Origin of the sequence: Pseudomonas sp. IT-196MI5, assembly GCF_949767415.1 — a bacterium.
Taxonomy (GTDB): Bacteria; Pseudomonadota; Gammaproteobacteria; order Pseudomonadales; family Pseudomonadaceae; genus Aquipseudomonas.
This window is the reverse complement of the sequence record NZ_CATKPZ010000011.1, coordinates 64,251-85,812: the sequence shown is the minus strand read 5'-3', so window position 1 is coordinate 85,812 and position 21,562 is coordinate 64,251. Positions and strand designations below refer to the sequence as shown.

The 21,562-nt window shown below is 60.0% G+C and carries 28 protein-coding genes; 21 read left to right on the top strand and 7 right to left on the bottom strand.

Going from position 1 to position 21,562, the window contains the following annotated elements; translation table 11 throughout:
• Window positions 1-231: 231 nt before the first annotated feature.
• The 5 genes from ACM6IK_RS07965 (at window position 232) to ACM6IK_RS07945 (ending at window position 3,056) form a co-directional block, all read left to right on the top strand.
• The gene (locus tag ACM6IK_RS07965; RefSeq protein ID WP_414873878.1) at window positions 232-837 is read left to right on the top strand and encodes a LemA family protein; all 606 of its coding nucleotides are present in this window, start codon (window positions 232-234) and stop codon (window positions 835-837) included.
• A gap of 42 nt (window positions 838-879) precedes the next feature.
• A complete protein-coding gene (locus tag ACM6IK_RS07960) occupies window positions 880-1,635 on the top strand; it encodes a TPM domain-containing protein (RefSeq protein WP_414873877.1) in 756 nt (251 codons plus the stop codon).
• A gap of 27 nt (window positions 1,636-1,662) precedes the next feature.
• Window positions 1,663-2,280, top strand: coding sequence for a TPM domain-containing protein (locus ACM6IK_RS07955; protein WP_414873876.1), 618 nt, complete (start codon window positions 1,663-1,665; stop codon window positions 2,278-2,280).
• A 130-nt stretch (window positions 2,281-2,410) separates the two neighbouring features.
• Window positions 2,411-2,713, top strand: a complete 303-nt coding sequence (locus ACM6IK_RS07950; protein ID WP_414873875.1) for a helix-turn-helix transcriptional regulator — start codon at window positions 2,411-2,413, stop codon at window positions 2,711-2,713.
• The gene (locus tag ACM6IK_RS07945) at window positions 2,700-3,056 is read left to right on the top strand and encodes a putative holin (RefSeq protein WP_108216780.1); all 357 of its coding nucleotides are present in this window, start codon (window positions 2,700-2,702) and stop codon (window positions 3,054-3,056) included. The genes ACM6IK_RS07950 and ACM6IK_RS07945 overlap by 14 nt, the downstream gene beginning before the upstream one ends.
• 76 nt (window positions 3,057-3,132) lie before the next feature.
• Here the strand turns inward: ACM6IK_RS07945 and ACM6IK_RS07940 are convergent, their stop codons facing one another.
• Window positions 3,133-3,561, bottom strand: coding sequence for a helix-turn-helix domain-containing protein (locus tag ACM6IK_RS07940; protein ID WP_414873874.1), 429 nt, complete (start codon window positions 3,559-3,561; stop codon window positions 3,133-3,135).
• A 300-nt stretch (window positions 3,562-3,861) separates the two neighbouring features.
• Between ACM6IK_RS07940 and ACM6IK_RS07935 the strand changes: the two genes are divergently transcribed.
• The 3 genes from ACM6IK_RS07935 to ACM6IK_RS07925 all read left to right on the top strand — a co-directional run bounded on the left by ACM6IK_RS07935 (window position 3,862) and on the right by ACM6IK_RS07925 (window position 5,852).
• Window positions 3,862-4,140, top strand: coding sequence for an ogr/Delta-like zinc finger family protein (locus ACM6IK_RS07935; protein WP_414873873.1), 279 nt, complete (start codon window positions 3,862-3,864; stop codon window positions 4,138-4,140).
• 2 nt (window positions 4,141-4,142) lie between these two features.
• Window positions 4,143-4,505 carry a hypothetical protein gene (locus ACM6IK_RS07930; RefSeq protein WP_414873872.1) on the top strand — a complete coding sequence of 121 codons (363 nt, stop codon included), beginning with the start codon at window positions 4,143-4,145 and terminating at the stop codon, window positions 4,503-4,505.
• Between the two features lie 132 nt (window positions 4,506-4,637).
• On the top strand, window positions 4,638-5,852 hold the full coding sequence (locus ACM6IK_RS07925; protein WP_414873871.1) for a class I SAM-dependent methyltransferase: 1,215 nt from the start codon (window positions 4,638-4,640) through the stop codon (window positions 5,850-5,852).
• A 77-nt stretch (window positions 5,853-5,929) separates the two neighbouring features.
• Here ACM6IK_RS07925 and ACM6IK_RS07920 read toward each other — a convergent pair whose 3' ends face one another.
• Window positions 5,930-6,820: a DMT family transporter gene (locus ACM6IK_RS07920; protein WP_414873870.1), complete on the bottom strand. Its 891-nt coding sequence runs from the start codon at window positions 6,818-6,820 to the stop codon at window positions 5,930-5,932.
• A 279-nt stretch (window positions 6,821-7,099) separates the two neighbouring features.
• On the opposite strand from ACM6IK_RS07920, the gene ACM6IK_RS07915 reads away from it, so the two are divergent.
• From ACM6IK_RS07915 to ACM6IK_RS07905, 3 genes are all read left to right on the top strand, one after another.
• Window positions 7,100-7,681 (top strand): DJ-1/PfpI family protein, encoded by a 582-nt coding sequence (locus ACM6IK_RS07915; protein WP_008051822.1) that lies wholly within the window; start codon window positions 7,100-7,102, stop codon window positions 7,679-7,681.
• A gap of 14 nt (window positions 7,682-7,695) precedes the next feature.
• The gene (locus ACM6IK_RS07910) at window positions 7,696-8,001 is read left to right on the top strand and encodes a ribbon-helix-helix domain-containing protein (RefSeq protein ID WP_115948222.1); all 306 of its coding nucleotides are present in this window, start codon (window positions 7,696-7,698) and stop codon (window positions 7,999-8,001) included.
• Between the two features lie 164 nt (window positions 8,002-8,165).
• Window positions 8,166-8,510, top strand: a complete 345-nt coding sequence (locus ACM6IK_RS07905; RefSeq protein WP_414873869.1) for a YegP family protein — start codon at window positions 8,166-8,168, stop codon at window positions 8,508-8,510.
• 173 nt (window positions 8,511-8,683) lie between these two features.
• Here ACM6IK_RS07905 and ACM6IK_RS07900 read toward each other — a convergent pair whose 3' ends face one another.
• Window positions 8,684-9,703, bottom strand: coding sequence for a DUF4917 family protein (locus ACM6IK_RS07900; RefSeq protein WP_414873868.1), 1,020 nt, complete (start codon window positions 9,701-9,703; stop codon window positions 8,684-8,686).
• A 132-nt stretch (window positions 9,704-9,835) separates the two neighbouring features.
• Here ACM6IK_RS07900 and ACM6IK_RS07895 point away from each other — a divergent pair, with 132 nt between their 5' ends.
• From ACM6IK_RS07895 to ACM6IK_RS07880, 4 genes are all read left to right on the top strand, one after another.
• Window positions 9,836-10,744, top strand: coding sequence for a LysR family transcriptional regulator (locus ACM6IK_RS07895; RefSeq protein ID WP_414873867.1), 909 nt, complete (start codon window positions 9,836-9,838; stop codon window positions 10,742-10,744).
• Window positions 10,745-10,969: 225 nt separating this feature from the next.
• A complete protein-coding gene (locus tag ACM6IK_RS07890; protein WP_414873866.1) occupies window positions 10,970-12,163 on the top strand; it encodes a CaiB/BaiF CoA transferase family protein in 1,194 nt (397 codons plus the stop codon).
• Window positions 12,160-13,086, top strand: coding sequence for a hydroxymethylglutaryl-CoA lyase (locus tag ACM6IK_RS07885; RefSeq protein ID WP_414873865.1), 927 nt, complete (start codon window positions 12,160-12,162; stop codon window positions 13,084-13,086). Before ACM6IK_RS07890 ends, ACM6IK_RS07885 begins: the two co-directional genes overlap by 4 nt.
• A 170-nt stretch (window positions 13,087-13,256) precedes the next feature.
• Entirely contained in the window at window positions 13,257-14,588 is a 1,332-nt protein-coding gene (locus tag ACM6IK_RS07880) for an MFS transporter (RefSeq protein ID WP_414873864.1), read from the top strand.
• 78 nt (window positions 14,589-14,666) lie between these two features.
• Here ACM6IK_RS07880 and ACM6IK_RS07875 read toward each other — a convergent pair whose 3' ends face one another.
• Window positions 14,667-15,155, bottom strand: coding sequence for a DMT family transporter (locus ACM6IK_RS07875; RefSeq protein ID WP_414873863.1), 489 nt, complete (start codon window positions 15,153-15,155; stop codon window positions 14,667-14,669).
• A gap of 77 nt (window positions 15,156-15,232) precedes the next feature.
• Between ACM6IK_RS07875 and ACM6IK_RS07870 the strand changes: the two genes are divergently transcribed.
• Window positions 15,233-16,141, top strand: a complete 909-nt coding sequence (locus tag ACM6IK_RS07870; protein WP_414873862.1) for a LysR substrate-binding domain-containing protein — start codon at window positions 15,233-15,235, stop codon at window positions 16,139-16,141.
• 20 nt (window positions 16,142-16,161) lie between these two features.
• Here ACM6IK_RS07870 and ACM6IK_RS07865 read toward each other — a convergent pair whose 3' ends face one another.
• Window positions 16,162-16,446: a type II toxin-antitoxin system RelE/ParE family toxin gene (locus tag ACM6IK_RS07865; protein ID WP_115948218.1), complete on the bottom strand. Its 285-nt coding sequence runs from the start codon at window positions 16,444-16,446 to the stop codon at window positions 16,162-16,164.
• The gene (locus tag ACM6IK_RS07860) at window positions 16,436-16,675 is read right to left on the bottom strand and encodes a CopG family ribbon-helix-helix protein (RefSeq protein WP_414873861.1); all 240 of its coding nucleotides are present in this window, start codon (window positions 16,673-16,675) and stop codon (window positions 16,436-16,438) included. The genes ACM6IK_RS07865 and ACM6IK_RS07860 overlap by 11 nt, the downstream gene beginning before the upstream one ends.
• A gap of 153 nt (window positions 16,676-16,828) precedes the next feature.
• On the opposite strand from ACM6IK_RS07860, the gene ACM6IK_RS07855 reads away from it, so the two are divergent.
• From ACM6IK_RS07855 to tam, 5 genes are all read left to right on the top strand, one after another.
• The gene (locus ACM6IK_RS07855) at window positions 16,829-17,467 is read left to right on the top strand and encodes a LysE family translocator (RefSeq protein ID WP_414873860.1); all 639 of its coding nucleotides are present in this window, start codon (window positions 16,829-16,831) and stop codon (window positions 17,465-17,467) included.
• Window positions 17,468-17,546: 79 nt separating this feature from the next.
• Window positions 17,547-18,893: a diguanylate cyclase domain-containing protein gene (locus tag ACM6IK_RS07850; protein ID WP_414873859.1), complete on the top strand. Its 1,347-nt coding sequence runs from the start codon at window positions 17,547-17,549 to the stop codon at window positions 18,891-18,893.
• 117 nt (window positions 18,894-19,010) lie between these two features.
• Window positions 19,011-19,169, top strand: a complete 159-nt coding sequence (locus ACM6IK_RS07845; RefSeq protein WP_218430358.1) for a KGG domain-containing protein — start codon at window positions 19,011-19,013, stop codon at window positions 19,167-19,169.
• 72 nt (window positions 19,170-19,241) lie between these two features.
• Window positions 19,242-19,745, top strand: coding sequence for a DUF4142 domain-containing protein (locus ACM6IK_RS07840; protein ID WP_414873858.1), 504 nt, complete (start codon window positions 19,242-19,244; stop codon window positions 19,743-19,745).
• 213 nt (window positions 19,746-19,958) lie between these two features.
• Window positions 19,959-20,729 (top strand): trans-aconitate 2-methyltransferase, encoded by a 771-nt coding sequence (gene tam / locus ACM6IK_RS07835; protein ID WP_414873857.1) that lies wholly within the window; start codon window positions 19,959-19,961, stop codon window positions 20,727-20,729.
• A gap of 40 nt (window positions 20,730-20,769) precedes the next feature.
• Here tam and ACM6IK_RS07830 read toward each other — a convergent pair whose 3' ends face one another.
• Window positions 20,770-21,498 carry a class I SAM-dependent methyltransferase gene (locus tag ACM6IK_RS07830; RefSeq protein WP_414873856.1) on the bottom strand — a complete coding sequence of 243 codons (729 nt, stop codon included), beginning with the start codon at window positions 21,496-21,498 and terminating at the stop codon, window positions 20,770-20,772.
• Window positions 21,499-21,562: the final 64 nt, after the last annotated feature.

Here is a 21,562-nt window from a genome sequence, read left to right as displayed (position 1 = left end):
TACACGCCGGCCAGCCAAAATTTAGGGAGCGTCTATTGTTGTTCGGGCGCCGGCTCAAAAAACCAGAGCCAGGATACGACCGCAAGATGGCGGATGCGGTTTCGCGCAGGGCCTCTTTTTAGCCCATCGGCACGTTGCAATCCAGAGGCGTGGGCGATTATGCCCCAAGAGCCGGTCCAGAAGGTTTCGCGGTCGGTTTTTTCATGACATGTACCAGGGAGCATCAGCCAGATGAATGTAAGTCCAACCTACCGTTCGCGCCTGCAGGTCGCCACGCTGCTGATGCTGGCCACGTTGCTGACCGCCTGTGGCATCAACAATATCCCGACCCTCGACGAACAGACCAAGGCCGCCTGGGGCCAGGTGCAGAACCAGTATCAGCGCCGTGCCGACCTGATTCCCAATCTGGTGGAAACCGTCAAGGGTTACGCCAAACATGAGGAACAGACCCTGACCGCGGTGATTGAAGCGCGAGCCAAGGCCACGTCGATCCAGGTGGATGCCTCGACCCTCGACAACCCGGAAAAACTCAAGCAGTACCAGCAGGCTCAGGATCAGCTCAGTGGCGCCTTGAGTCGTTTGATGGTGGTCTCCGAGCGTTATCCGGACCTGAAGGCCAACCAGAACTTCCTCGCCTTGCAATCGCAGCTTGAAGGCACCGAGAACCGCATCAGCGTGGCCAGGCGTGATTTCATCCTCGCGGTGCAGAAATACAACACCGAGATCCGCACGTTCCCTGGTCGCCTGTGGCACAGCGTGATGTACAGCGACCTGCCGGTGCGCGAGACCTTCGAAGCCACATCGGGGTCGGAAAAAGCCCCTGAGGTCAAATTCTGAATCAACCCTACAGGGCCAGGCTTGGGACGGAAGAGGTTGCCAATGCGTGCGTTTAAAACAGGCCTGTTGCTGTTGTTGTGGGTGGTGGCGGTCGCCTCCAGGGCCGAGCTGAGCTTCCCGGCGCTGACCGGACGGGTGGTCGACAACGCGCAGATGATCGAGCCATCGGTGCGCGAGCAACTCACCCGGCAACTTCAGGCCCACGAGCAAGCCACCGGTGAGCAGCTTGTGGTCGTGACTTTGCCGGATTTGCAAGGCACTGACATCGCTGACTTCGGTTACCGGCTCGGCCGCTACTGGGGCATCGGACAGAAGGACAAGAACAACGGCGTCTTGCTGATCGTCGCCCGGGACGAGCGTAAACTTCGTATCGAAGTCGGCTACGGCCTGGAAGATCGCCTGACCGATGCCCAGAGTTCGGTGATCATCAATCAGGTCATCACCCCGTCATTCAAGACCGGCAACTTCAGCAAGGGCATCAGTGACGGCGTGGCGGCGATGCTGGTGGTGTTGGGCGGCAACCCCTTGGACGAGCCCTCCACGGCGTATGAATCCAGAGGCGATCCGGGGGACGATTTCGTTTCGCGCCACCCCGGGTTGTTCGTGTTTTTGCTGATGTTGTTCATCCTGACTGTTTTTGTGTGCCAGATGCTCGGTATCCTGCCTGCCGGCCGGGGCGGCTCCGGTGGATCCGGGGGCGGCTTCGGCGGTGGTGGATTTGGCGGCGGCGATGGAGGTGGAGGCTTCAGCGGCGGCGGGGGCAGTTTCGGCGGGGGCGGTTCGTCCGGCGGCTGGTGATAATAAAAACGAGCAGGCACTTTACGCATGGCATTACTGACTGAACACGAACAACGCAAGGTGGCCGAGGCCATTGCCCGGGTCGAGCGCGACACCGACGCAGAACTGGTGACCGTGCTCGCGGCCCGCGCCGACGACTATGCGTATATCCCGTTGCTGTGGGCCAGCCTGCTGGCGCTGCTGGTGCCGGGCATCGTGCATTACTTCACCGGTTGGCTGACCCTGCACAGCCTGTTGCTGGTGCAATGGGCCATCTTCATCGTGCTGTGTCTGGTATTCCGCCTGCCGCCCGTCACCACCCATCTGATTCCGCGCTCGGTGCGCCACTGGCGCGCCTCGAACCTGGCGCGCCGGCAGTTCCTGGAGCAGAACCTGCACCACACCGAGGGCCGCACTGGCGTGCTGATTTTCGTCTCCGAGGCCGAGCGTTACGTGGAGATCCTGGTGGATGAAGGGATTTCCAGTCGCCTGGACAACAAGAACTGGGACGCGATCGTCGCCACATTCACCCAGCAGGTGAAGCAGGGGCAGACGCTGCAAGGGTTTGTCAGCTGCATCGAAGCCTGCGGCGAGCTGCTCAAGGTGCATGTGCCAGTAACCCATGTGCGCAATGAGTTGCCGAACCGGTTGGTGGTGCTCGGCTAAGTCTTGCCATGGCGTTGTGTAGCGCCCATCGCTACAACTCCCGTCGATTGTCCGGGTTCGGCCTGGTCGTCAGTATTTCTCTCTAACAGTGGACGCCCAGCGACGGGTGTTCCCGCGAAGAGGGATTCTTATGTCAACCCAGCAATCGAATGACTCTTTGGCACCGGTAGCACCCGGTGGAGAGGGAAGTACACCAACGGTGAAGCTGACGGCGAAAGAAACACAAATCCTGATGTGGTGTTTCAAGGGCAAGACTTCCTGGGAAATCGCCAGGATCGAGAATTGCGCGGAATCTACCGTCAATTTTCACTTCGCCAATATTCGCCGAAAGTTCGACGTCAGCTCTCGCAGTTCTGCCTTGCTCAAGGCGATCGAGTCGGGAGCGATCATCGTGGATTCGGTCGTTGCGCGAGGTGCACATGAGCCTGACTGATTCGACCTACAACGGCATCAGTGGGCTCATGTTGGGAATGGGGATTGCATCGCTGCCAGTGGTTGATGGCGAGGTACTGTTCGGTGCAATGCTCGGCGCGTGGCTGGTCACAACCACTCGCACTGACTTCAAGGCCTGGCAGCGTATCGGTTCCTGGTTGCTGTCTGCAGGTGTCGGTTACCTTTTCACGCCTGTCGCGCATCCGCTGGTGCCTTTTCTGACAGCAGGCGTGACAGCCTTTCTTTGCGCACTGGTTGTTATTCCTATCAGCATCAAGCTCATGCAATGGATCGATAGCGTCGGTATCGGCGAAATCATTCGACACCTGCGAGGGCGAAGATGAGGGGCCGTGAATGGGTTGCTCTGGTGTGGGTGGCGGGCTCGGCGTCTTGAAGCAATGAAACTTCGAATTACATAGGTCATGAAGTTTCATTCGAAGGTTTAAGTGTTGCCAGAATGGAGGCCATTTCGCAAAGCCTGAGTTCCATATTACGCAGTCGTTGCTTTTCCTCGAGTGCGTTTTGTATGGCGCAGCGATCATCTTCGTCGAGCAAACGCCAGAGCGTGAGAATGGTGTTTTCCCGTGTTGTGCTTTCCTGATTGGCTTCCGAAGAGTTAGTAACTGATTGTCTCAAAATCGGACCTTCGCCCAGCAGCAACCAGTCAAGGGAGATACCCCGAGTTTGAGCGATTTCTACGCATAATGAGTACGGCGTGCTATCGCGGCCTTTCCAGCTACTAAGGGTTTGCGGGCTGATTTGTAGCGCCGAAGATAAAGAAACATCGGTTTTAGTACCGGTAACTTGCTTTAGACGAGCCAGAACAGCTTGTGATTTTTTGCTACGCAATTTGAGCCTCTTCCTTTTGACATATGCTTTTTGAGTGCCTAATTTATGCGTAATGAGTACTTTTTTTCTTGTAACTAATCAATCATCAAAGATGAGTCAGAAGAATACGATGTCGAAACTTCCTAATGCTATCAGGGTGATTTCCTACGAGCATGGCTCGAACCCATTACGCGTCTGCCCGATGCACTTCCTTATGTCTGGCAGACACTGTTCGCAAGACCGGAGCGCCGCGATGAAACTCTCAAGCAGTATTGCGTTTGATCAGGTTGATTGCCACCCAATGACTGTCGGGAATCAAGCATGAGTACCTATAAAATGGTGTGCCCGCACTGCTTGAGCAGGATGCGCATCCGCACTAGCGAAGGCCGACATATTTTCCTGCGGGTGGCGTATCTGCAATGCACGTCGGAAGCTTGCGGCTGGTCCGTGCGTGCCGAATTTGAAATGACCCATGAACTTTCGCCCAGTGGCATGCCCAATCCGGCCGTGCGCCTGCCTTGCGCCGGACCCGATTTGCGCCGCGCCGCCCGGCCCGTAGCAGCCAGTCCTGCCACCACAGACGTGCCGCAGGAGACGTGAGCATGAAGGTCATCGATGAATATGCAGATCTGAATGGGGAGCTGTTGGCTATAGCCCAGGCGTTTCTGGGGCGTCATGAAAGTGGAGGGGGGAACGATGATCAAGTTCTGTTTTGTCGCGCGGTGAAGCATCTGCAGAATCTGGATGTACCGATGTACCTGGCGGAAAGGCTGGTTAGCCGTGCCTACGGCGTACTCAAGTCGTGCGACGACCGACGGCGCCTGGATATCGAGGCAAGTTCCGAAACGGTCGCCGTGGTGACTGACCCTGCCAATGGCCTGACGTGGGCGGTGCCAGTGGGGCTGATCGTCAAACACATCATCAACTCGCCGAACAACCGCAGGCTTCGCTTGGTGGAACCCTGAGTTTTCAGCGGTGGTACTGAGGTCCTGGGCACCATGACCGGGACCTGCCGCAAAATAACCCCGTGCCCAAATTCCTCGTCCCCCTTAAAATACCGGCATTCTCCGATTTGCATCGCCTGAGGCCGTTTTTCCATGTCCGTCACCACCACTCCCGCCAACCTCGCGCCGGATCATCACGCCCAGTTCATCGATCTGGTGCAAACCAGCCTCGAGCAAAATGCGTTCATCAAACTGGTGCTGGCCAAGTACGTGGGCGATGAAACGGACCTGCAGCGGATCATCATCAAACCGGTGACGGTCAAGACGCTGCCTTGCCTGTCCTTTGTCTACCGCTACAAGACCCGCGACATCACCAAGAACCTGCCGCTGGCCGAAGGCGTGGCGAGCATTGTCCGGCTGCTGCCAGCATCGTTCAAAAATGCGCATTTGTTGGCGTTGACCGACGAAGCCCAGCTCGAATACAGCAAAAAGGGCAAGTCATCGCTGTTCAAGAGCAAACCTCAACAATTGCGCGAAGTGCCATCGGCCGAGCACAACCGTGAAAAAAACCGTTTTCTTGACCTGAGCCGGCCGTTTCTCGCCGACCTGGGTGTAACCAACAAGCAGCATGAACTGATCCCGGCGATGTCGCGCAAGTGGAAGCAGATCAACAAGTTCATCGAAGTGTTCAGCCATGCGCTGACCTCGTCGCCGCTGGCGCTGGACAAACCGGTGCGTGTGGCGGACTTCGGATCGGGCAAGGGTTACCTGACCTTCGCCATCCATGATTACCTGCGCAACACCTTGAAGGCCGAAGGCGAAGTGACCGGCGTCGAGCTGCGTGAAGACATGGTCACCCTGTGCAACAACGCTGCTGCCAGGCTTGAACACCCCGGACTGGTGTTCAAGTGCGGTGACGTGCGCAGCGTGGCGCCGAGCGAACTGGACGTAATGATCGCCCTGCACGCCTGCGACATCGCCACCGACTATGCGATCCACACCGGCATCCGCTCCGGCGCGGCGATCATCATGTGCTCGCCGTGCTGCCACAAACAGATCCGCCTGCAAATCCAGAGCCCGGCGCTGCTCAAGCCGATGTTGCAATACGGCTTGCACCTGGGCCAGCAGGCGGAAATGGTCACCGACAGTTTGCGCGCGTTGTTCCTTGAGGCCTGCGGCTACGAGACCAAGGTGTTCGAGTTCATCTCACTGGACCACACCAACAAGAACAAAATGATCCTGGCGGTCAAACGCGCCGAGCCGGGGGACCCGGTCCGGTTGCTGGCGAAGATTCAGGAGCTGAAGGACTTCTATCACATCAGCGAGCATTGCCTGGAAACCTTGCTGCGCGCTGACGGTTACCTCTGATCTCCCACAATCCTGAGCTGGCTTGCCAGCGAAAGCGATCTCAAGGACGCCTTCGCCGGCAAGCCGGCTCCTACAGGTTATGCGGTAGCAACCCGCGCCGGGCGCACTGCTGTCTTGCGCCCGAGCATCACCGTCACGATCACCCCGCCCGCAAACAGCCAGGTAATCGGCTCCACATGTTCACCGAAGAACAGCGCCGAGAAGGCGATGGTGAAGAAAATCTGCAGCAACTGGATCTGGCTGACCCGGGCAATGCCGCCCATGGCCAGCCCGGCGTACCAGGCGAAGAAGCCGATGAACTGCGAAAATAGCGAGACATAACCGAAGGCCCACCACGTCTTGGCGGAGATTTCGCCCTGATGCTGCAGCGCCAGATACACCACAGGCCCGATCAGCAGGGGCGTCGATAGCACCAGTGCCCAGCAGATCACCTGCCAGCCGCCCATCTCCCTGGCCAGTCGGCCTCCCTCGGCGTAGCCCAATCCGCCCACTGCAATGGCACCAAGCATCAGCCAATCACCGGCCTGAATGCTGCCGGCGCCGCTGATCAGTGCATAACCGAGCACCAACGCGCTGCCCAATGCGGCGCAGGCCCAGAAGGCTTTCGACGGCCGCTCATGGGACAACCACGCGGCATACAGCGCCACGCACAGCGGTTGCAAACCGTTGACCAGCGCACCGTGGGACGCCGGCAAGGTTTGCATGGCCCAGGCCGACAATACCGGGAAACCGAGGATCACCCCGGCCATCACCAGCGTCAGGCCTTTGACCTGTTTCCAGGTCGGCCATTTTTCCCGGTGCCACAGCAACAGCAACGCCGCCGGAACCGCTGCAAACAGTGCCCGGCCCAGGCCATTGAGCAGCGGGTGCAGTTCCTGCACGACGATCCGCGTGAAGGGCAGGGTGAGGCTGAAGATCACAACGCCGAGCAGGCCCAGGGCCATGCCGGTGTTTTCGCGCGAGGACATGATGGCAACCAGAATATTGGGGAATGGGGTAGGGCTTCATATAGCCATAAACCGTGGGTTTCCCGCTGTTACAGCTAGGTGCAGAGTTATCCGTACAGTTTGCGGACCTCTTCGCGAGCAGGCTCGCTCCCACAGGGATTGTGTCGTCCTTGTGGGAGCGAGCCTGCTCGCGAAGAACGATAACGCGGTCTATCAGGTAGTAGCCGGTTGTTACCCACCTCACGGGATAAGGACTACCTTGAATACTCCTGCACGCCCACTTCCAGAGGAGTCTTCCCCATGGCTGCGAAAAAAATCCTGATGCTGGTTGGTGATTACGTCGAAGACTATGAAGTGATGGTGCCGTTCCAGGCGCTGCTGATGGTCGGCCACACGGTGCACGCCGTTTGCCCGGACAAGGCCGCCGGCCAGACTGTGCGCACGGCGATCCATGACTTTGAAGGCGACCAGACCTACAGTGAAAAACCCGGTCACCTGTTTGCCCTGAACTTTGATTTCGCCAAGGTCAATGCCGCCGATTATGACGCCGTGCTGATTCCGGGCGGCCGTGCGCCGGAGTATCTGCGCCTGAACGAAAAAGTCCTGGAACTGGTGCGCGCATTCGACAAGGCCGGTAAACCTATCGCCGCCGTGTGCCATGGCGCACAGTTGTTGGCAGCAGCGGGTGTTCTCGAAGGTCGCGAATGCAGCGCTTATCCGGCCTGCGCCCCGGAAGTGCGCCTGGCGGGCGGTACGTATATCGATATCCCGGTGACGGACGGCCATGTTCAGGGCAATCTGGCCACGGCTCCGGCCTGGCCTGCGCACCCGAACTGGCTGGCCGGTTTCCTGGGGTTGCTGGGTACCAAAATCACGTTGTAACGAGGGATAAGTCCATGTGCGAGCTGTACGTCAAAGCCGATCCGATACTTTACGAATCGCGCTCCCGCTCGCTGCGCATCTGCGGGGTGGTCACCACCCTGCGGCTGGAGAATCAGTTTTGGGACATCCTCAGCGAAATCGCCGAAGTCGATGGCATGACCACCAATCAGTTGATCGCCAAGCTGTATGAAGAGGTGATGGATTATCGCGGCGAGGTGGTCAATTTCGCTTCGTTCCTGCGGGTGAGTTGTACGCGGTATTTGAGCCAGCGGCGGGCGTCGGCGCCGGAGTTGTCGGTGGTGCGGGCTGCGGCGAAGTAAGGAAGATTGTGTCGACTCCATCGCGAGCAGGCTCGCTCCCACAGGGATCACGCTGAACCTGTGGGAGCGGGCTTGCCCGCGATGGGGTCGGTACAGGCGACAGAAACACTAGGCTGGTCTTTACTGTGAAGCGCGCAACCTCTCAATCGCCCAGGAGAAAGAGCATGTCCGGATGGTATGAAGTGAGCAAAAGCAGCAATGGCCAGTTCAGGTTTGTCCTCAAGGCAGCCAACGCCGAGACCATTCTGACCAGCGAGCTGTACACCACTCACGCCGCCGCCGACAAAGGCATCGCCTCGGTCCAGGCCAACAGTCCGCTGGATGAGCGTTACGAGAAGAAAACCACCAAGGATGGTCACCCGTATTTCAACCTCAAGGCGGGCAACCACGAGATCATCGGCAGCAGCGAGGCCTATGCCTCACCGGCGGCCATGGAGAAAGGCATTGCCAGCGTGAAGGCTAATGGCCCGTCCAAGGTGGTCAAGGACAAAACGTTGCCGGTGCTTTGAATCAACGTTTCAACTTCACCGATATCCCTGTGAGAGCGAGCCTGCTCGCGATGGCGGTCTGACAGTCAACATCTGAATTGAATGTAATGGCCTCATCGCGAGCGAAGCTCGCTCCCACAGGGGTAGTGCGTTCCAATGCGGGCTTGCTCGCGAAGGCGTCAATCGTGTCGCAGTTAGACTTCAACGGGTACGGTCAGCTTCGGGCCACCCAACGCATGGCTCTTGGAATCAAAAAACCGCAACTCAACCCCCGTCCCCTCAAACACCTTCGCGTAATGCCGCTTCTGGTGCTGGATGAATGCCTTGCTGCGCGGGTAAATCGAGATCGCCACCACCTGCGGCTTCGCCAGGCGCAAGGCGTGGATGATGTGGCTGTCCTGCTCTCCCAGCGCCTGGCCGAAGATGCACAGCGCCTGGCCGTGACCGAGTAGTTGCTCGTAGCAGAACGACAGATAGTCCGAACTGCGGATGGTCTTGAGCTTGTCCGCGCTCGGCCCTTCGTTGACGAACAGCGGCACGTCGTCGAGGGTCTTGATCGTGTTGTTGATGGCGAAATTGCCCAGCAACGTGCCCTCGGTCGACATCAGCTTGCGCGCCGTGCCGTCCTGGTTGCGCACCAGATGCAGGCCTCCGTGCAGGTACAGCAAACGGGTTTTGTCGGTGGCCGTGTCGCTCAGATCGAAACCGGGCTCGGCACCCTGGAACAGGTCGGTAATCGCCTCGGGCTGCTGTTGCACCGCCCAGTAGTTGAGCAAATCGTAATTGGTGGTGAACACCGTGCGGTAACTGGCCAGTTCCTGATTGATCGTCGCCAACGTCGAAGGCACCACCAGCCGCCACGGGATATGCACCGTATGCACGGTGTTGATCAGCGCTTCCTTGATCGCGTAGTAGCGATTGCGTGGGGCGGCGGAGCTGACGGCCAGGGCCTTGTTGACCCGGCTGGTGGTTTTCAACGCGCTCAGTACCTGCTCGAAACTGCGGGTCTGCAGCGCATCGAACACGCTCAGCTCGGACTGGCTCAGGGGTTTTTCTTCAACGGTGCGGGCGTTTTCGAACAGCGACTCGTAGCCGAAATCGTCCCACACCGCGCGACTGGCGCCGTTACCCACCAGCAAACCACTGAACGAAGCGGTACTGCGCAAGGCGTTCCAGTCTTCAAGCTGGGCATCGACATCCTGGAAATCGGTCATTGCGGTCTTCGTCTCACGGCAAAAGGTCTGTGGGCGGCGACTTTATCACGACCGGGTGCCCGGACCACGGCACGACGCGGGCGAAGAACGCTATGCTGCGACTTTGCCTGAGCCGACTTCGCCGAGTACCCGATGCTGCAAAAAAGCCTGATCCGCCGTCTCGACCTGATCACCCTGCAACTGTTCGTCGCCGTGCATGAAGAGGGCACGCTGACCCGTGCCGCCTCGCGCGAAGCGATTGCCGTCTCGGCGGCGAGCAAGCGCTTGATGGAGCTGGAGGAGGCGCTGGGCATCAGCCTGTTCGTGCGCCAGGCCAAGGGCATGTCCCTGACGCCGGCCGGCGAAACCCTGTTGCACCATGCCCGGCAGATGTTGTTCAACGTCGAGAAAATGGGCCTTGAACTGGGCGAGCACAGCCACGGTGTGCGCGGCTATGTGCGGATGCTCGCCAACCTGTCTGCGATCATTCAGTTTTTGCCCGAGGACCTGCGGGATTTTTCCGAGCGTCACCCACAGGTCAAGACCGACCTCGAAGAGCGCCCCAGCGCCGGGGTGATTCAGGGCGTGCTCGACGGGGTGGCCGACCTCGGGATCTGCTCCATCGACAGTGACATCAAGGGCCTGCACAGCGTGTTGTATCGTCAGGACAAACTGGTGGTGTTGATGCCGCCCCATCATCCATTGGCGAGCCGGTCGAGCGTGGCGTTCGCCGATACGCTGGGCAGCGACTACGTCGGCTTGCATGCCGCCAGTTCGATCAACATGCGCACCCATGCCGCGGCCCGCGAAGCCGGCAAGGTGTTGCGGGTACGTATTCATGTGCCAGGGTTCGATGCCATGTGCCGCATGGTCCAGGCCAACATGGGGATCGGCATCCTCCCGCAACGGGCCTATGAATTGTTTGGCCGGGCGCTGGGTTTGCACGCGGTGCCGCTGACGGACGAATGGTCCGATCGGGCGCTGATTCTGGTGGTGCGGGATGAGGCGTTGCTGTCGCCGGTGAGCCGGATGTTGTTTGAGCATTTGCGGGGGCCAGCCTGACAGTTCTTGGCTGTATGGGCCGGCCTCATCGCGAGCAAGCTCGCTCCCACATTGGAATGCGTTCCCCTGTGGGAGCGAGCTTGCTCGCGATGACTGACCTGAGGCCACGACAATCTTCCTGAGCGTTCGCATTTGGCGAACGCTCGTTGCCAACTGAAGGTTGGATTCCCGAGCCCCCTGTCCTCTAGCCTTGGCGCATATTCCAAGAACAAGAGGTACCCCGCGATGACTGCCCCCTTGAGTGCGATCAAAGTGATCGAGATCGGCACGCTGATCGCCGCGCCGTTTGCGGCGCGCATGCTGGCCGAGTTCGGCGCCGAGGTGATCAAGATCGAAGCCATGGGCCAGGGCGATCCCCTGCGCAAATGGCGCAAGCTGCACGAAGGCACCTCGCTGTGGTGGTACCTGCAATCGCGCAACAAGAAGTCCCTGGCGCTGAACCTCAAATCCCCTGAAGGCATTGAATTGGTCAAGCAACTGGCGACCAGCGCCGATGTGCTGATCGAAAACCTGCGCCCCGGCGCCCTGGAGAAACTCGGCCTCGGTTGGGACGTATTGCATGCGCTCAACCCCAACCTGACGCTGGTGCGGATTTCCGGTTACGGCCAGACCGGTCCGTACCGTGATCGTCCGGGTTTCGGTGCCATCGGCGAGGCCATGGGCGGGATTCGCTACACCACCGGCACGCCCGGTTCGCCGCCGGCGCGGGTCGGCGTGAGCCTTGGCGATTCCCTGGCTTCGCTGCATGCGGTGATCGGTGCGCTGATGTCGCTGCTGCGGGTCAAGACCGGGCAGGGCGGCGGGCAAATCGTTGATGTGTCCCTGGCCGAAAGCGTGTTCAACGTCATGGAAAGCCTGGTGCCGGAATACGACATGCTGGGCCATGTGCGTGAACGCAGCGGCGGCGCCTTGCCGGGCATCGCGCCGTCCAACACCTATCTGACCGCCGATGGCGCCTACGTGGTGATTGCCGGCAACAGCGACCCGATCTACAAACGCCTGATGCAAACCATCGGCCGCCCTGATCTGGCCGAAGCCCCGGAGTTCGCCCATAACGACGGGCGTGCAGCCAAAAGCAATCTGCTTGACGCCGCCATCACCCACTGGACCAGCAGCCTGCCCATCGACGAAGTCCTGGCCGCGCTGGAGGCCGCCGAAGTCCCGGCCGGACGCATCTATTCGGTGGCCGACATCGTCGCCGATCCGCACTATCAGGCGCGGGACATGCTGCTCAATGCGGAACTGCCCGGTGGCGCCACGGTGAAGATGCCGGGCATCGTGCCGAAACTCTCCGAAACCCCCGGCGGCGTGAACTGGTCCGGCCCTGGTTTGGGCCAGCACACCGACGGCATCCTCGCGCAACTGGGTCTTACCGTTGCCGACATAGAACGTCTGAAAGTCGAAGGAGTGGTGCAATGATCACCGACTATTCCGATAGCCTGATCGTGCAGGAAGTGTCCCCGCGCGACGGCTTGCAGATCGAGCCGACCTGGGTTGAAACCCACGACAAGATCGCCTTGATCGATCAACTGTCGCTGGCCGGATTCAGCCGTATCGAAGCCGGTTCGTTCGTGTCGCCCAAGGCCATTCCAGCGCTGCGCGATGGCGAGCTGGTGTTCAAGGGCATCGCCCGGCAACCGGGGGTGATCTATGTCGCGCTGATCCCCAACCTCAAAGGCGCGCAACGGGCGCTGGCGTGCAGTGCCGATGAGTTGAACCTGGTGATGTCCGCCAGCCAGCCCCACAACCAGGCGAACATGCGCATGCGTTGTGAGGATTCATTGGCCGCGTTCGGCGAAATTGTGCAGTTCGTCGGCGACAGTCCCGTACGACTCAACGGCAGTATCGCCACCACCTTCGGTTGCCCGTTCGAGGGCAAGATCGATGAGGACCGGGTACTGCAAATCGTCGAGGCCTATCAGGAACTCGGCATCCAGGGCATCACCCTGGCCGATACCACGGGCATGGCCAACCCGCGTCAGGTCGACCGGCTGGTGCGTCGGGTGCTGCAACGGGTCTCCCCGGCGGACCTGACCCTGCACTTTCACAACACCCGCGGCCTTGGCCTGTGCAACGTGCTGGCCGCCTACGAGGCCGGTGCCCGACGCTTCGACGCGGCCCTCGGCGGCCTCGGTGGCTGTCCGTTTGCACCAGGGGCATCGGGAAACATCTGCACCGAGGATCTGGTGAACCTGTGCGATGAAGTCGGCATTCATACCGGTATCGATTTACCGTTGCTGCTGAAACTGTCCCGAGGACTGCCGGCGCTGCTCGGCCACGAAGTGCCGGGGCAACTGGCCAAGGCCGGACGCAATTGCGACTTGCACCCGATCCCCACCTGACACAAATCCCCTGTAGGAGCGAGCCTGCTCGCGATAGCGGTGGGTCAGTCAACATCAATGTTGGATGTGACTCAGCCATCGCGAGCAGGCTCGCTCCTACAGTAAAAAGCACCTCAACCAGACAACAAAAACAATCGGACACCCACGGGAAGTCCGCCTGGAGAACCGCAATGAGCCTGAATGCACTGGAGGCCGGCGTGAGCCCGGCCGTTAGCCACGACACCGAAAAAGCCCTGGTCAGCAAAGTCGCCTGGCGTCTGATGCCGCTGATCATGGTCTGCTACCTGTTTGCCTTTTTCGATCGTATCAACATCAGCTTCGCCAAGTTTCAGCTGCAGACCGACCTGAGCCTGAGCGACACCGCGTATGGCCTCGGCGCCGGGTTGTTCGTGGTCGGTTACGTGATTTTCGAAGTGCCGAGCAACATGATGCTGTACAAGGTTGGCGCCCGCCGCTGGATCGCCCGGATCATGATGTCCTGGGGCCTGGCCACGGCGGCCATGGTGTTCGTCAACAGCGAATGGCAGTTCTACGTGCTGCGCTTCGTGATCGGCGCAATGGAGGCGGGTTTCGCCCCAGGCGTGCTGTATTACCTGACCCTGTGGTTCCCGCAGCACTATCGCGGGCGCATCACCTCGATGCTGTTCCTGTCGTCGGCATTTGCCGGCCTTGTGGGCGCGCCGTTCTCCGGGCTGGTGCTGCAGCACCTCGACGGCTTCCTGCAAATGCGTGGCTGGCACTGGCTGTTCCTGCTCGGTGGCGTGCCGTGCATCGGCCTCGGTTTGCTGGTGCTGACCCTGCTCAAGGACCGCATCGAAGACGCCCATTGGCTGACGTCTTCGGAGAAGACCCTGCTGGCCAGCCGCATCGCCCGGCATGAGCCGCACAAGAGCGGTGGTTCGCTGCTCGCCGCGCTGCGGATTCCGGGCTTCCTGACCTTGGGCCTGATCTATTTCCTGATCCAGGTGGCGTCCTACGGCTTGAACTTCTGGGCGCCGCAACTGATCCGCAGCGCCGGCACCGAAAGTCCGGTGATGATCGGTTTGCTGACAGCCATCCCTTATATCTGCGGCGCCATCAGCATGGTGGTGATCGGTCGGCTGTCCGATGCTTCTGGCGAGCGGCGCAAGTTTGTCGCCGGTCTGGTGGCGGTCGGTGCGATCGGTTTCTTCTGCGCAGGGATTTTCGCCAACCACACGACCTTCCTGATTGTCGCGTTGGGCCTGCTCGGTGCCGGGATCATCGCCTCCATCCCGAGCTTCTGGACCCTGCCGCCGAAACTGCTGGCCGGTGCCGGCGCGGGCGCTGCCGGCGGGATTGCGGTGATCAACACCCTGGGCCAGTTCGGCGGCATCGTCAGCCCGGTGATGGTCGGCCGGATCAAGGACCTGACCGGCAGCACCACGCCGGCGCTGTATGTCATCGGCGTCTGTGCACTGATCGCGGTGGCGCTGTTGCTGTGGGGGTTGCCGCAGAAGTTGCGCACACTCGACAAGTTTTAAAAGATCGCAGCCTTCGGCAGCGCCTGCTCGGACCACGCATCCCCGCAGGAGCTGCCGGAGGCTGCGATCTTTTGATCTTCAAGAAGTCGCTGTCATCGCTTTTTGCGCAGCGTCACTAAACTGAATCAACACCACCCCGGCCATCAACAACGCCACGCCAAACATCTTCGGCAAGGTGACCTGCCGCTCCACCAACCCAAACCAGCCGTAGTGATCCAGCAACAACGACGCCACCACTTGCCCCGCCAGCACCAATGCCATGAACCCCGCGGCACCCAGCTTGGGCAGCAATACCAATGCCAAGGAAATAAAGATCACCCCAAAGGCACCACCGGCCCACATCCAAGGCGGCGCCTTGCTGATGAACGCCAGTGACGGCAACGGCAAGCGCATTGCAACGATGATCGGCAACAACACCACAACGCTCACCAGCAACGAGGCGAGCGTCGCCCACAACGGATGGCCCAACCCGCGTCCGAGATTGACGTTGATCGCACTCTGAAATGGCACCACCGCCCCGGCGATCATCGCCAGCCCCATCAGACCGGCCCAATGCAACGTACTCATGTTCATGCTCCAACAGGTTTTGCTGGACTCTAGGGTATTCGTCGCGCAGATTTAAATTCCGTTTTGCTATCCAGAACATGCAGCAGATGAATGATCTACGACGCATCGACCTCAATTTGCTGGTAATCCTCGACGCCTTGCTCAGCGAGCAACACGTGACCCGGGCGGCCGAGCGTCTGCACTTGAGCCAGCCAGCGGTCAGCCATGCGCTGGCGCGATTGCGTGACCTGCTCGGCGATCCGCTGCTGGTGCGCGCCGGGGCCGGCCTTGTGCCGACTCCGCGAGCGCTGGAGCTGGTGGCACCGCTGGCCGAAGCCCTCGCCCAGGTGCAAGCGCTGTTGGCGCCGAACGCCTTCGATCCCGCGACCACCAGGCGCACTTTCCGCCTGGCGATGTCCGACTATGGCGCCGCCATCGTCCTGCCGGGACTGATCCGAACCTTGCGCCGTGAAGCGCCGGGCATTGACCTGCAAATCAGCCATGGCAGTCGCGAAAGCATGCTCGAAGGGGTGCTCAACGGTGACATTGATGTCGCCGCCGGTGTGTTTCCGGAAATGCCCAACGAGTTGCGTAGCACGGCGCTGTTCGAAGAGCACTACGCCTGCCTGGTCGACCGCAAAAGCTTGCCCATCGATGGTGTCCTCGACCTGCCCACCTACCTGGCTCGGCCTCATGTGCTGCTGGAGATGCGCGGCAGCGGCACCCCGGAAATCGAGCGCGCCTTGACTGCATTGCGCGAGCGCCGGCGTGTCGCCATCAGCCTGCCGCACTGGAGCGTGGCCCCGCAGCTCATCAGCGGTACCGACCTGATCCTCACCGTCGCTTCTCGAGGCCTGCGCGATATCCATGAGTCGACATTGGTCGTCGTGCCGCCACCCTTTCACATTCCGTCGTTCGCCTTTGTGTTGGCGTGGCATAAACGGCGGGGCGGGGATCAGGCGTTGAACTGGTTGAATCGCAGGATTGAGGAGGGGATCGAACGCTAGAGGCTTTTCTAAAATGGCCTTTACCAATTGGATGGTGGCAGGCGACGCGTATGAAAAATTCGTAGTACCTGAAGCCGACCTTGGCGAACCCGGTAGGGAATCAAATAGGGGCGATCTGGCATGATCCATTCCCGGGTACCGGGTAAGCGTCCTTCACGACCCGTTGCTGGAAATCGGGCAAGGTGATCGACACTGGCGAGAATCGCCTGGACAAAATCTGCAGCAGCTTTTGGGTTCTCGATGGCGATGTACGCGGCTTCGTCATCCAGATTCTTCAACGCGGTACGCAACCACTCAACGCGCATTCGTCGTCCACTTGCCAGCCACTGCGTTCACTTCTTCTTGTGTCGCGAAGTCACCTTCATCGGCTTCTTTCAAGGCTTTCTGAATTTCCTCGATTTGCCACGCTTCACGGGCGAGGTATTCACGCAGCGCATCCACGGCCAGAAATGATTTGCTGCGGCCCGTTGCCTTGGAAAGGCTCGCGAGGGTATCGGCGATGTCGTCTGGTATGCGCAGGGACATAACTGACATGGTGGTCTCGATGTAGTGGTTTGTAATACAACATACTACACCGTCATCTGTGGGGCGGGGCCAGCCCGTTCGTCTGTCGAGATGTTTCAGTCGACAGGTAATGACCTGATATAGACTGGCCACCATTCACCAAGCCGTTCAAAAGGATTCCCCATGACCCCATCGTTGCTAATGGCCGTGCTTGCCTCGGGTTTTATCTACGGCATCACCCCGGGACCGGGTGTGCTGGCGGTGTTCGGCATTGGCGCCGCCCATGGGCGACGGGCCGGGGCGGGGTTTCTGTGCGGGCATTTGCTCGGCGATGTGCTCTGGTGCAGCACGGCGCTGATCGCGATTGTCGGTGCGCGGGAGATCGGCAGTGCCGCGTTCGACGTGCTCGGTGTGCTCAGCGGCCTGTATCTGTTCTGGCTCGGCTGGCGCGCGGTACGCGCCCGACGCAGCAGCGCTGATACGCCGCAGGGCCCGGCGCGGCAGCCGTTCTGGCACGGCATTCTGTTCGGTTTGACTAATCCGAAGGCCTATCCGGTGGCGGTGGCGACGTTCACGGCACTGTTGTCGAGCCGCGCGGAACTGCTCCACTGGTCAATGCTGCCGGCGCTGATCGCTCTGAGTTTCGTCGGCGGGTTGCTCGCCTACGCTATTCTCATTGGCGTTGTCGGTGCGCGGCGAGTGCGCAGCCTGTACCAGCGTCATGAACTGGCAATTACCCGGTTGTGCGGGGTGATGTTCATCGGGTTTGCCATCAACGCGCTGGTCCATGCGTTGCCGGGGCTGATGCCGAACAAGGCTTGAATGTGATCACAAGGACGCAAGGCCGACAGGGCAGGGATGATTGATGAGCACTGCATAATCGGGACACCCACGCTGAACCATGGAAAACCGAAACTCCGCGCCGCTGGCGAGCTATATCGATCTGTTGCTGGACGCCGTCTGCGCGGTGGATAAACAGGGCCGTTTCGTCTTTGTCAGCGCGGCGTGCGAGCGCATTTTCGGCTACAGCGCCGACGAGATGATCGGAGAAACGATGATCGATATGGTGCACCCGGCCGATCGCCAGCGCACCCTCGACGCTGCCCGGGAAATCATGGGTGGCGAGCCCAAGCTCAACTTCGAAAACCGCTACCTGCGCAAGGATGGCAGCGTGGTACACATCCTCTGGTCGGCACGTTGGTCCGAGGACGATCAATTGCGTATCGCGGTGGCTCGCGACATCACCGAACGCAAGCAGGCCGAATCCCGGCAGGCAGCGTTGTATGCGATTTCCGAGGCGGCCCACGCGGCGGAAGATCTGCTGGCGTTGTTCAAACGCATCCACATGATCATCGGCGAATGGCTGCCGGCACTGAATTTTTCCGTGGCGCTGTACGACGAGCGCTGCGCGCAGTTGAATTTCCCTTATCACGTCGATGACCACGAGCCACAGCCCGAACAGCCCGGAACCATGACCGGGCGCCTGTGCACCGAAGTGATCCGCACGGGGCAGCCGATCCTGTTGACCCCGGACCAGAGCGCACCGCCTGCCGGCTTCGAAGTGCTGTTGACCGGGCAGAACGCACCGTGTTGGCTGGGTGTGCCGCTGAACTCGCAAAACGGCACCATCGGTGCGTTGATCGTCAAAAGCATTCCGGGCGGCGAGCGCTACACCGAGCAAGACAAGGAACTGCTGCAATACGTCTGCGCCCAGGTCGCAACCGCCATCGAGCGCAAGCAACTGCATGCCCGCCTGCAATACATGGCCCAGTACGACCAATTGACCCAGTTACCCAACCGCGAATTGCTGCGCGACCGGCTCAAGGCATCACTGCAAGCGGCCAGGGAGGACCGCGGGCGCATGGCGCTGTTGTACGTCGACCTCGACCGCTTCAAGCAAGTCAACGACACCCATGGCCACGCGGTCGGCGACATGCTGCTGCAAGCGGTGGCCAACCGGCTCAAGGGCTGCGTGCGGGAAACCGACACCGTGGCCCGCATCGGCGGCGATGAATTCGTGGTGTTGTTGCACAGCATTCGCGCTGCGGGCGATACCGACATCGTGGTCGAGAAAATCCGTCAGGTCCTGGTCCAGCCCTTGCGCCTGGACGGGCACAGCGTGAACATCCAGCCAAGTATCGGCGTCGCCCGATACCCCGATCACGGCACCGAAGAGAAGCAATTGTTCAGGCATGCGGACGAGGCGATGTACTGCGCAAAACGCGAGAATCACCTGCGACTGGTCTGAAAGCCGGGCACCGTTCGTCGTGGTATCCATGCAATTTTCTAAACCTTTTGGGACGCGCAACTTCAGATTCTATGGGGGCTACAGCTCGCCGCGATCATCACCAGGAGGAAGAGAATCATGCCTAATTCAAGAAACTCGAACTCGGGAAACTTCGCCAACGATCGAACGAAGGCCTCTGAAGCCGGTCGCAAGGGTGGGAAAACCACCACCACGACCGTCGATAAAGACCCTGCGAAACCTGGCATGGGTCGCAAGGGCGGTCAGAAAACCCGCTAAAGGATGCAGGTGGTTTTGATTGAGAAGCGGGGGCGAAAGCTCCCGTTTGACTTTGAAAAGGAGGGCGCGACCATGAACCGGATGGCCACCCGATTATGTAATGTCAGTTTTGCCACGCTGCTGGGTCTGTTTGCCAGCAGCGCCTTTGCCCAGTCGCCCGCCGAGTTCATCGACGAGGCCTCGGCAAAAGGTATCGCCGATATCGAAGTGAGCCGCCTGGCGCACCAGAAATCCGAGTCCAAAGAGGTCAAGGACTACACCATCGTCGTCATCAACGACCGCACCACTGCGAACCAGCACTTGGCGAAAATCGCCAAACAACTGGATTTACCTGTCGCCCCGCGCGAAGAGGTTGTCGAAAAAGCCAAAGCCCTGATGCCACAAATCATGGAAGGGGAGACCTACGACGAGGCCTATGCAGCCAGTCAGGTGAAGACCACCCAGGAAGCCATTGATCAGTTGCAGCAGGAAGCACAAACCACCGATCTGCCGGAAATCAAGGCGTTCGCCGAAGAAACCCTGCCAAAATTGCAAAATCATCTGCAAATGGCCAAGGCGTTGCAGGCTAAAAGTTGAGCATAAGGATTGAACAAAAACGGCGCGGGACTTCGGTCACGCGCCGTTTTTGTTTTCAGCACTGATCCAGATGCGGTTTGAGGTTATGCGGTGGATTCAGGCCATTGAGGTCAAGTACTCGACGTGGCCGAAAAGATGATTCTCTGAAACATTTGGCGGTGTTCGCTGCGGTATCGTAGCCGCCCGAGGACAACACACCGACAGGAGAACGCAATGAGTTGGTCCGCCAAACAGTACGTCGCTTTTGAAGATGAACGCACCCGTCCCGCCCGTGACCTGCTGGCGGCCATTCCCGCCGGGGACGTGCGTTCGGCCATCGATATCGGTTGCGGGCCCGGTAACTCCACCGAGTTGCTGGTCGAGCGTTTTGCCGATGCCACAGTTCGCGGGCTGGACAGTTCCAGCGACATGATCGAAGCCGCTCGCAAGCGCTTGCCGCAGGTGCAGTTCGACATCGCCGACATCGACACCTGGAATGACAGTGGCCCGTTCGATGTGATTTTCGCCAACGCGGTGTTGCAGTGGGTGCCTGATCACGCCAGGTTGCTTCCGTCGCTGGTGAGCAAACTGGCGCCGGGTGGCAGCCTGGCCGTCCAGATGCCTGACAACCTGAATGAACACTCGCACCGCTTGATGCGTGAAGTCGCCGCTGATGGCCCTTGGGTCGGCAAACTGGCAGGCGCCGCCGGGCAGCGGACTGAAATGGCCGATGCCAGCGGTTATTACTCGATACTCAAAGCCTGTTGCACCCGCGTCGACGTGTGGCGCACCACTTACCATCATCCGCTCGCAGGGGGTGCGTCCGGGGTGGTGGAGTGGTTCAAGGGCAGTGGCTTGCGGCCGTTTCTTGATCCGCTGGACGAGGCGGAACGGGCGCAGTATCTGAAGCAATATCAGACGGCTATCGAGCGGGCCTACCCGGTATTGGCCGATGGTTCGGTACTGCTGCCGTTTCCACGACTGTTTATCGTCGCGACCCGCTGATGGAAAAAAGGGGCAGCGTAATCTGTCCCTTTTTTATCCATCAACGCTGAACGCCGACCAGCATCATCATTGGCCGCTCACGCTCTTCGGCAAGCGCTGGCTGCGCCGCCACCTCGGCATCGCTCGGCCCCCATTCGTTGACATGGCGAATGCTGAAACCCGCCGCTATCAGCGAGTTGAGCAACGTCCCGATGGTTCGATGCTGCTTGATCACGCCGTCCGCCAGCCAATTGGTCACGCGTTCACCTTCCTGTTGGTAACCGTCCACAGGCCAACTCTTGCGGCCCTCGGCATCGATGATCCAGCCAGGATTGCGCGGAGCCATGAAGATCGGGTGCTCGATGGAAAACACGAAATGCGATCCGGGTTTGAGGGCTGCGTAGACATGTGTGAACAGTCCAGGCAAGTCCTTGATGTAATGCAGTGCCAGGGAGCTGTAGGCCAGATCGAACGTGGCGGCGGGCAGATCGAGCTGCTCCAGGTCGGCGCGCTGATAACGGATGTTTGATGCGGATGTGGTCTTGCGCGCTTGCTCCAGCATCTTTTCCGATACATCCAGACCGAGCACGCTGTCAGCACCTTGCTCACTGGCCCAACGGCAAAACCAACCGTAGCCGCAACCGAGATCCACCACCTTCAAGCCCTGCATGGGCGGTAGCATGGCCTTCAGTGCAGGCCATTCCGGCGCGGCACCGAGGCCGCCGATGGAGCGGGCCATCTGGCTGTAGCCCTGGAAGAATTCAGGGTCGTCGTAGATGTTTTGAGTCATGTAAAAGTCCATTTCCCGGAGAGAAAAAGCCCGACCATAGTACCGGACCAAGCCAGCACTGGAA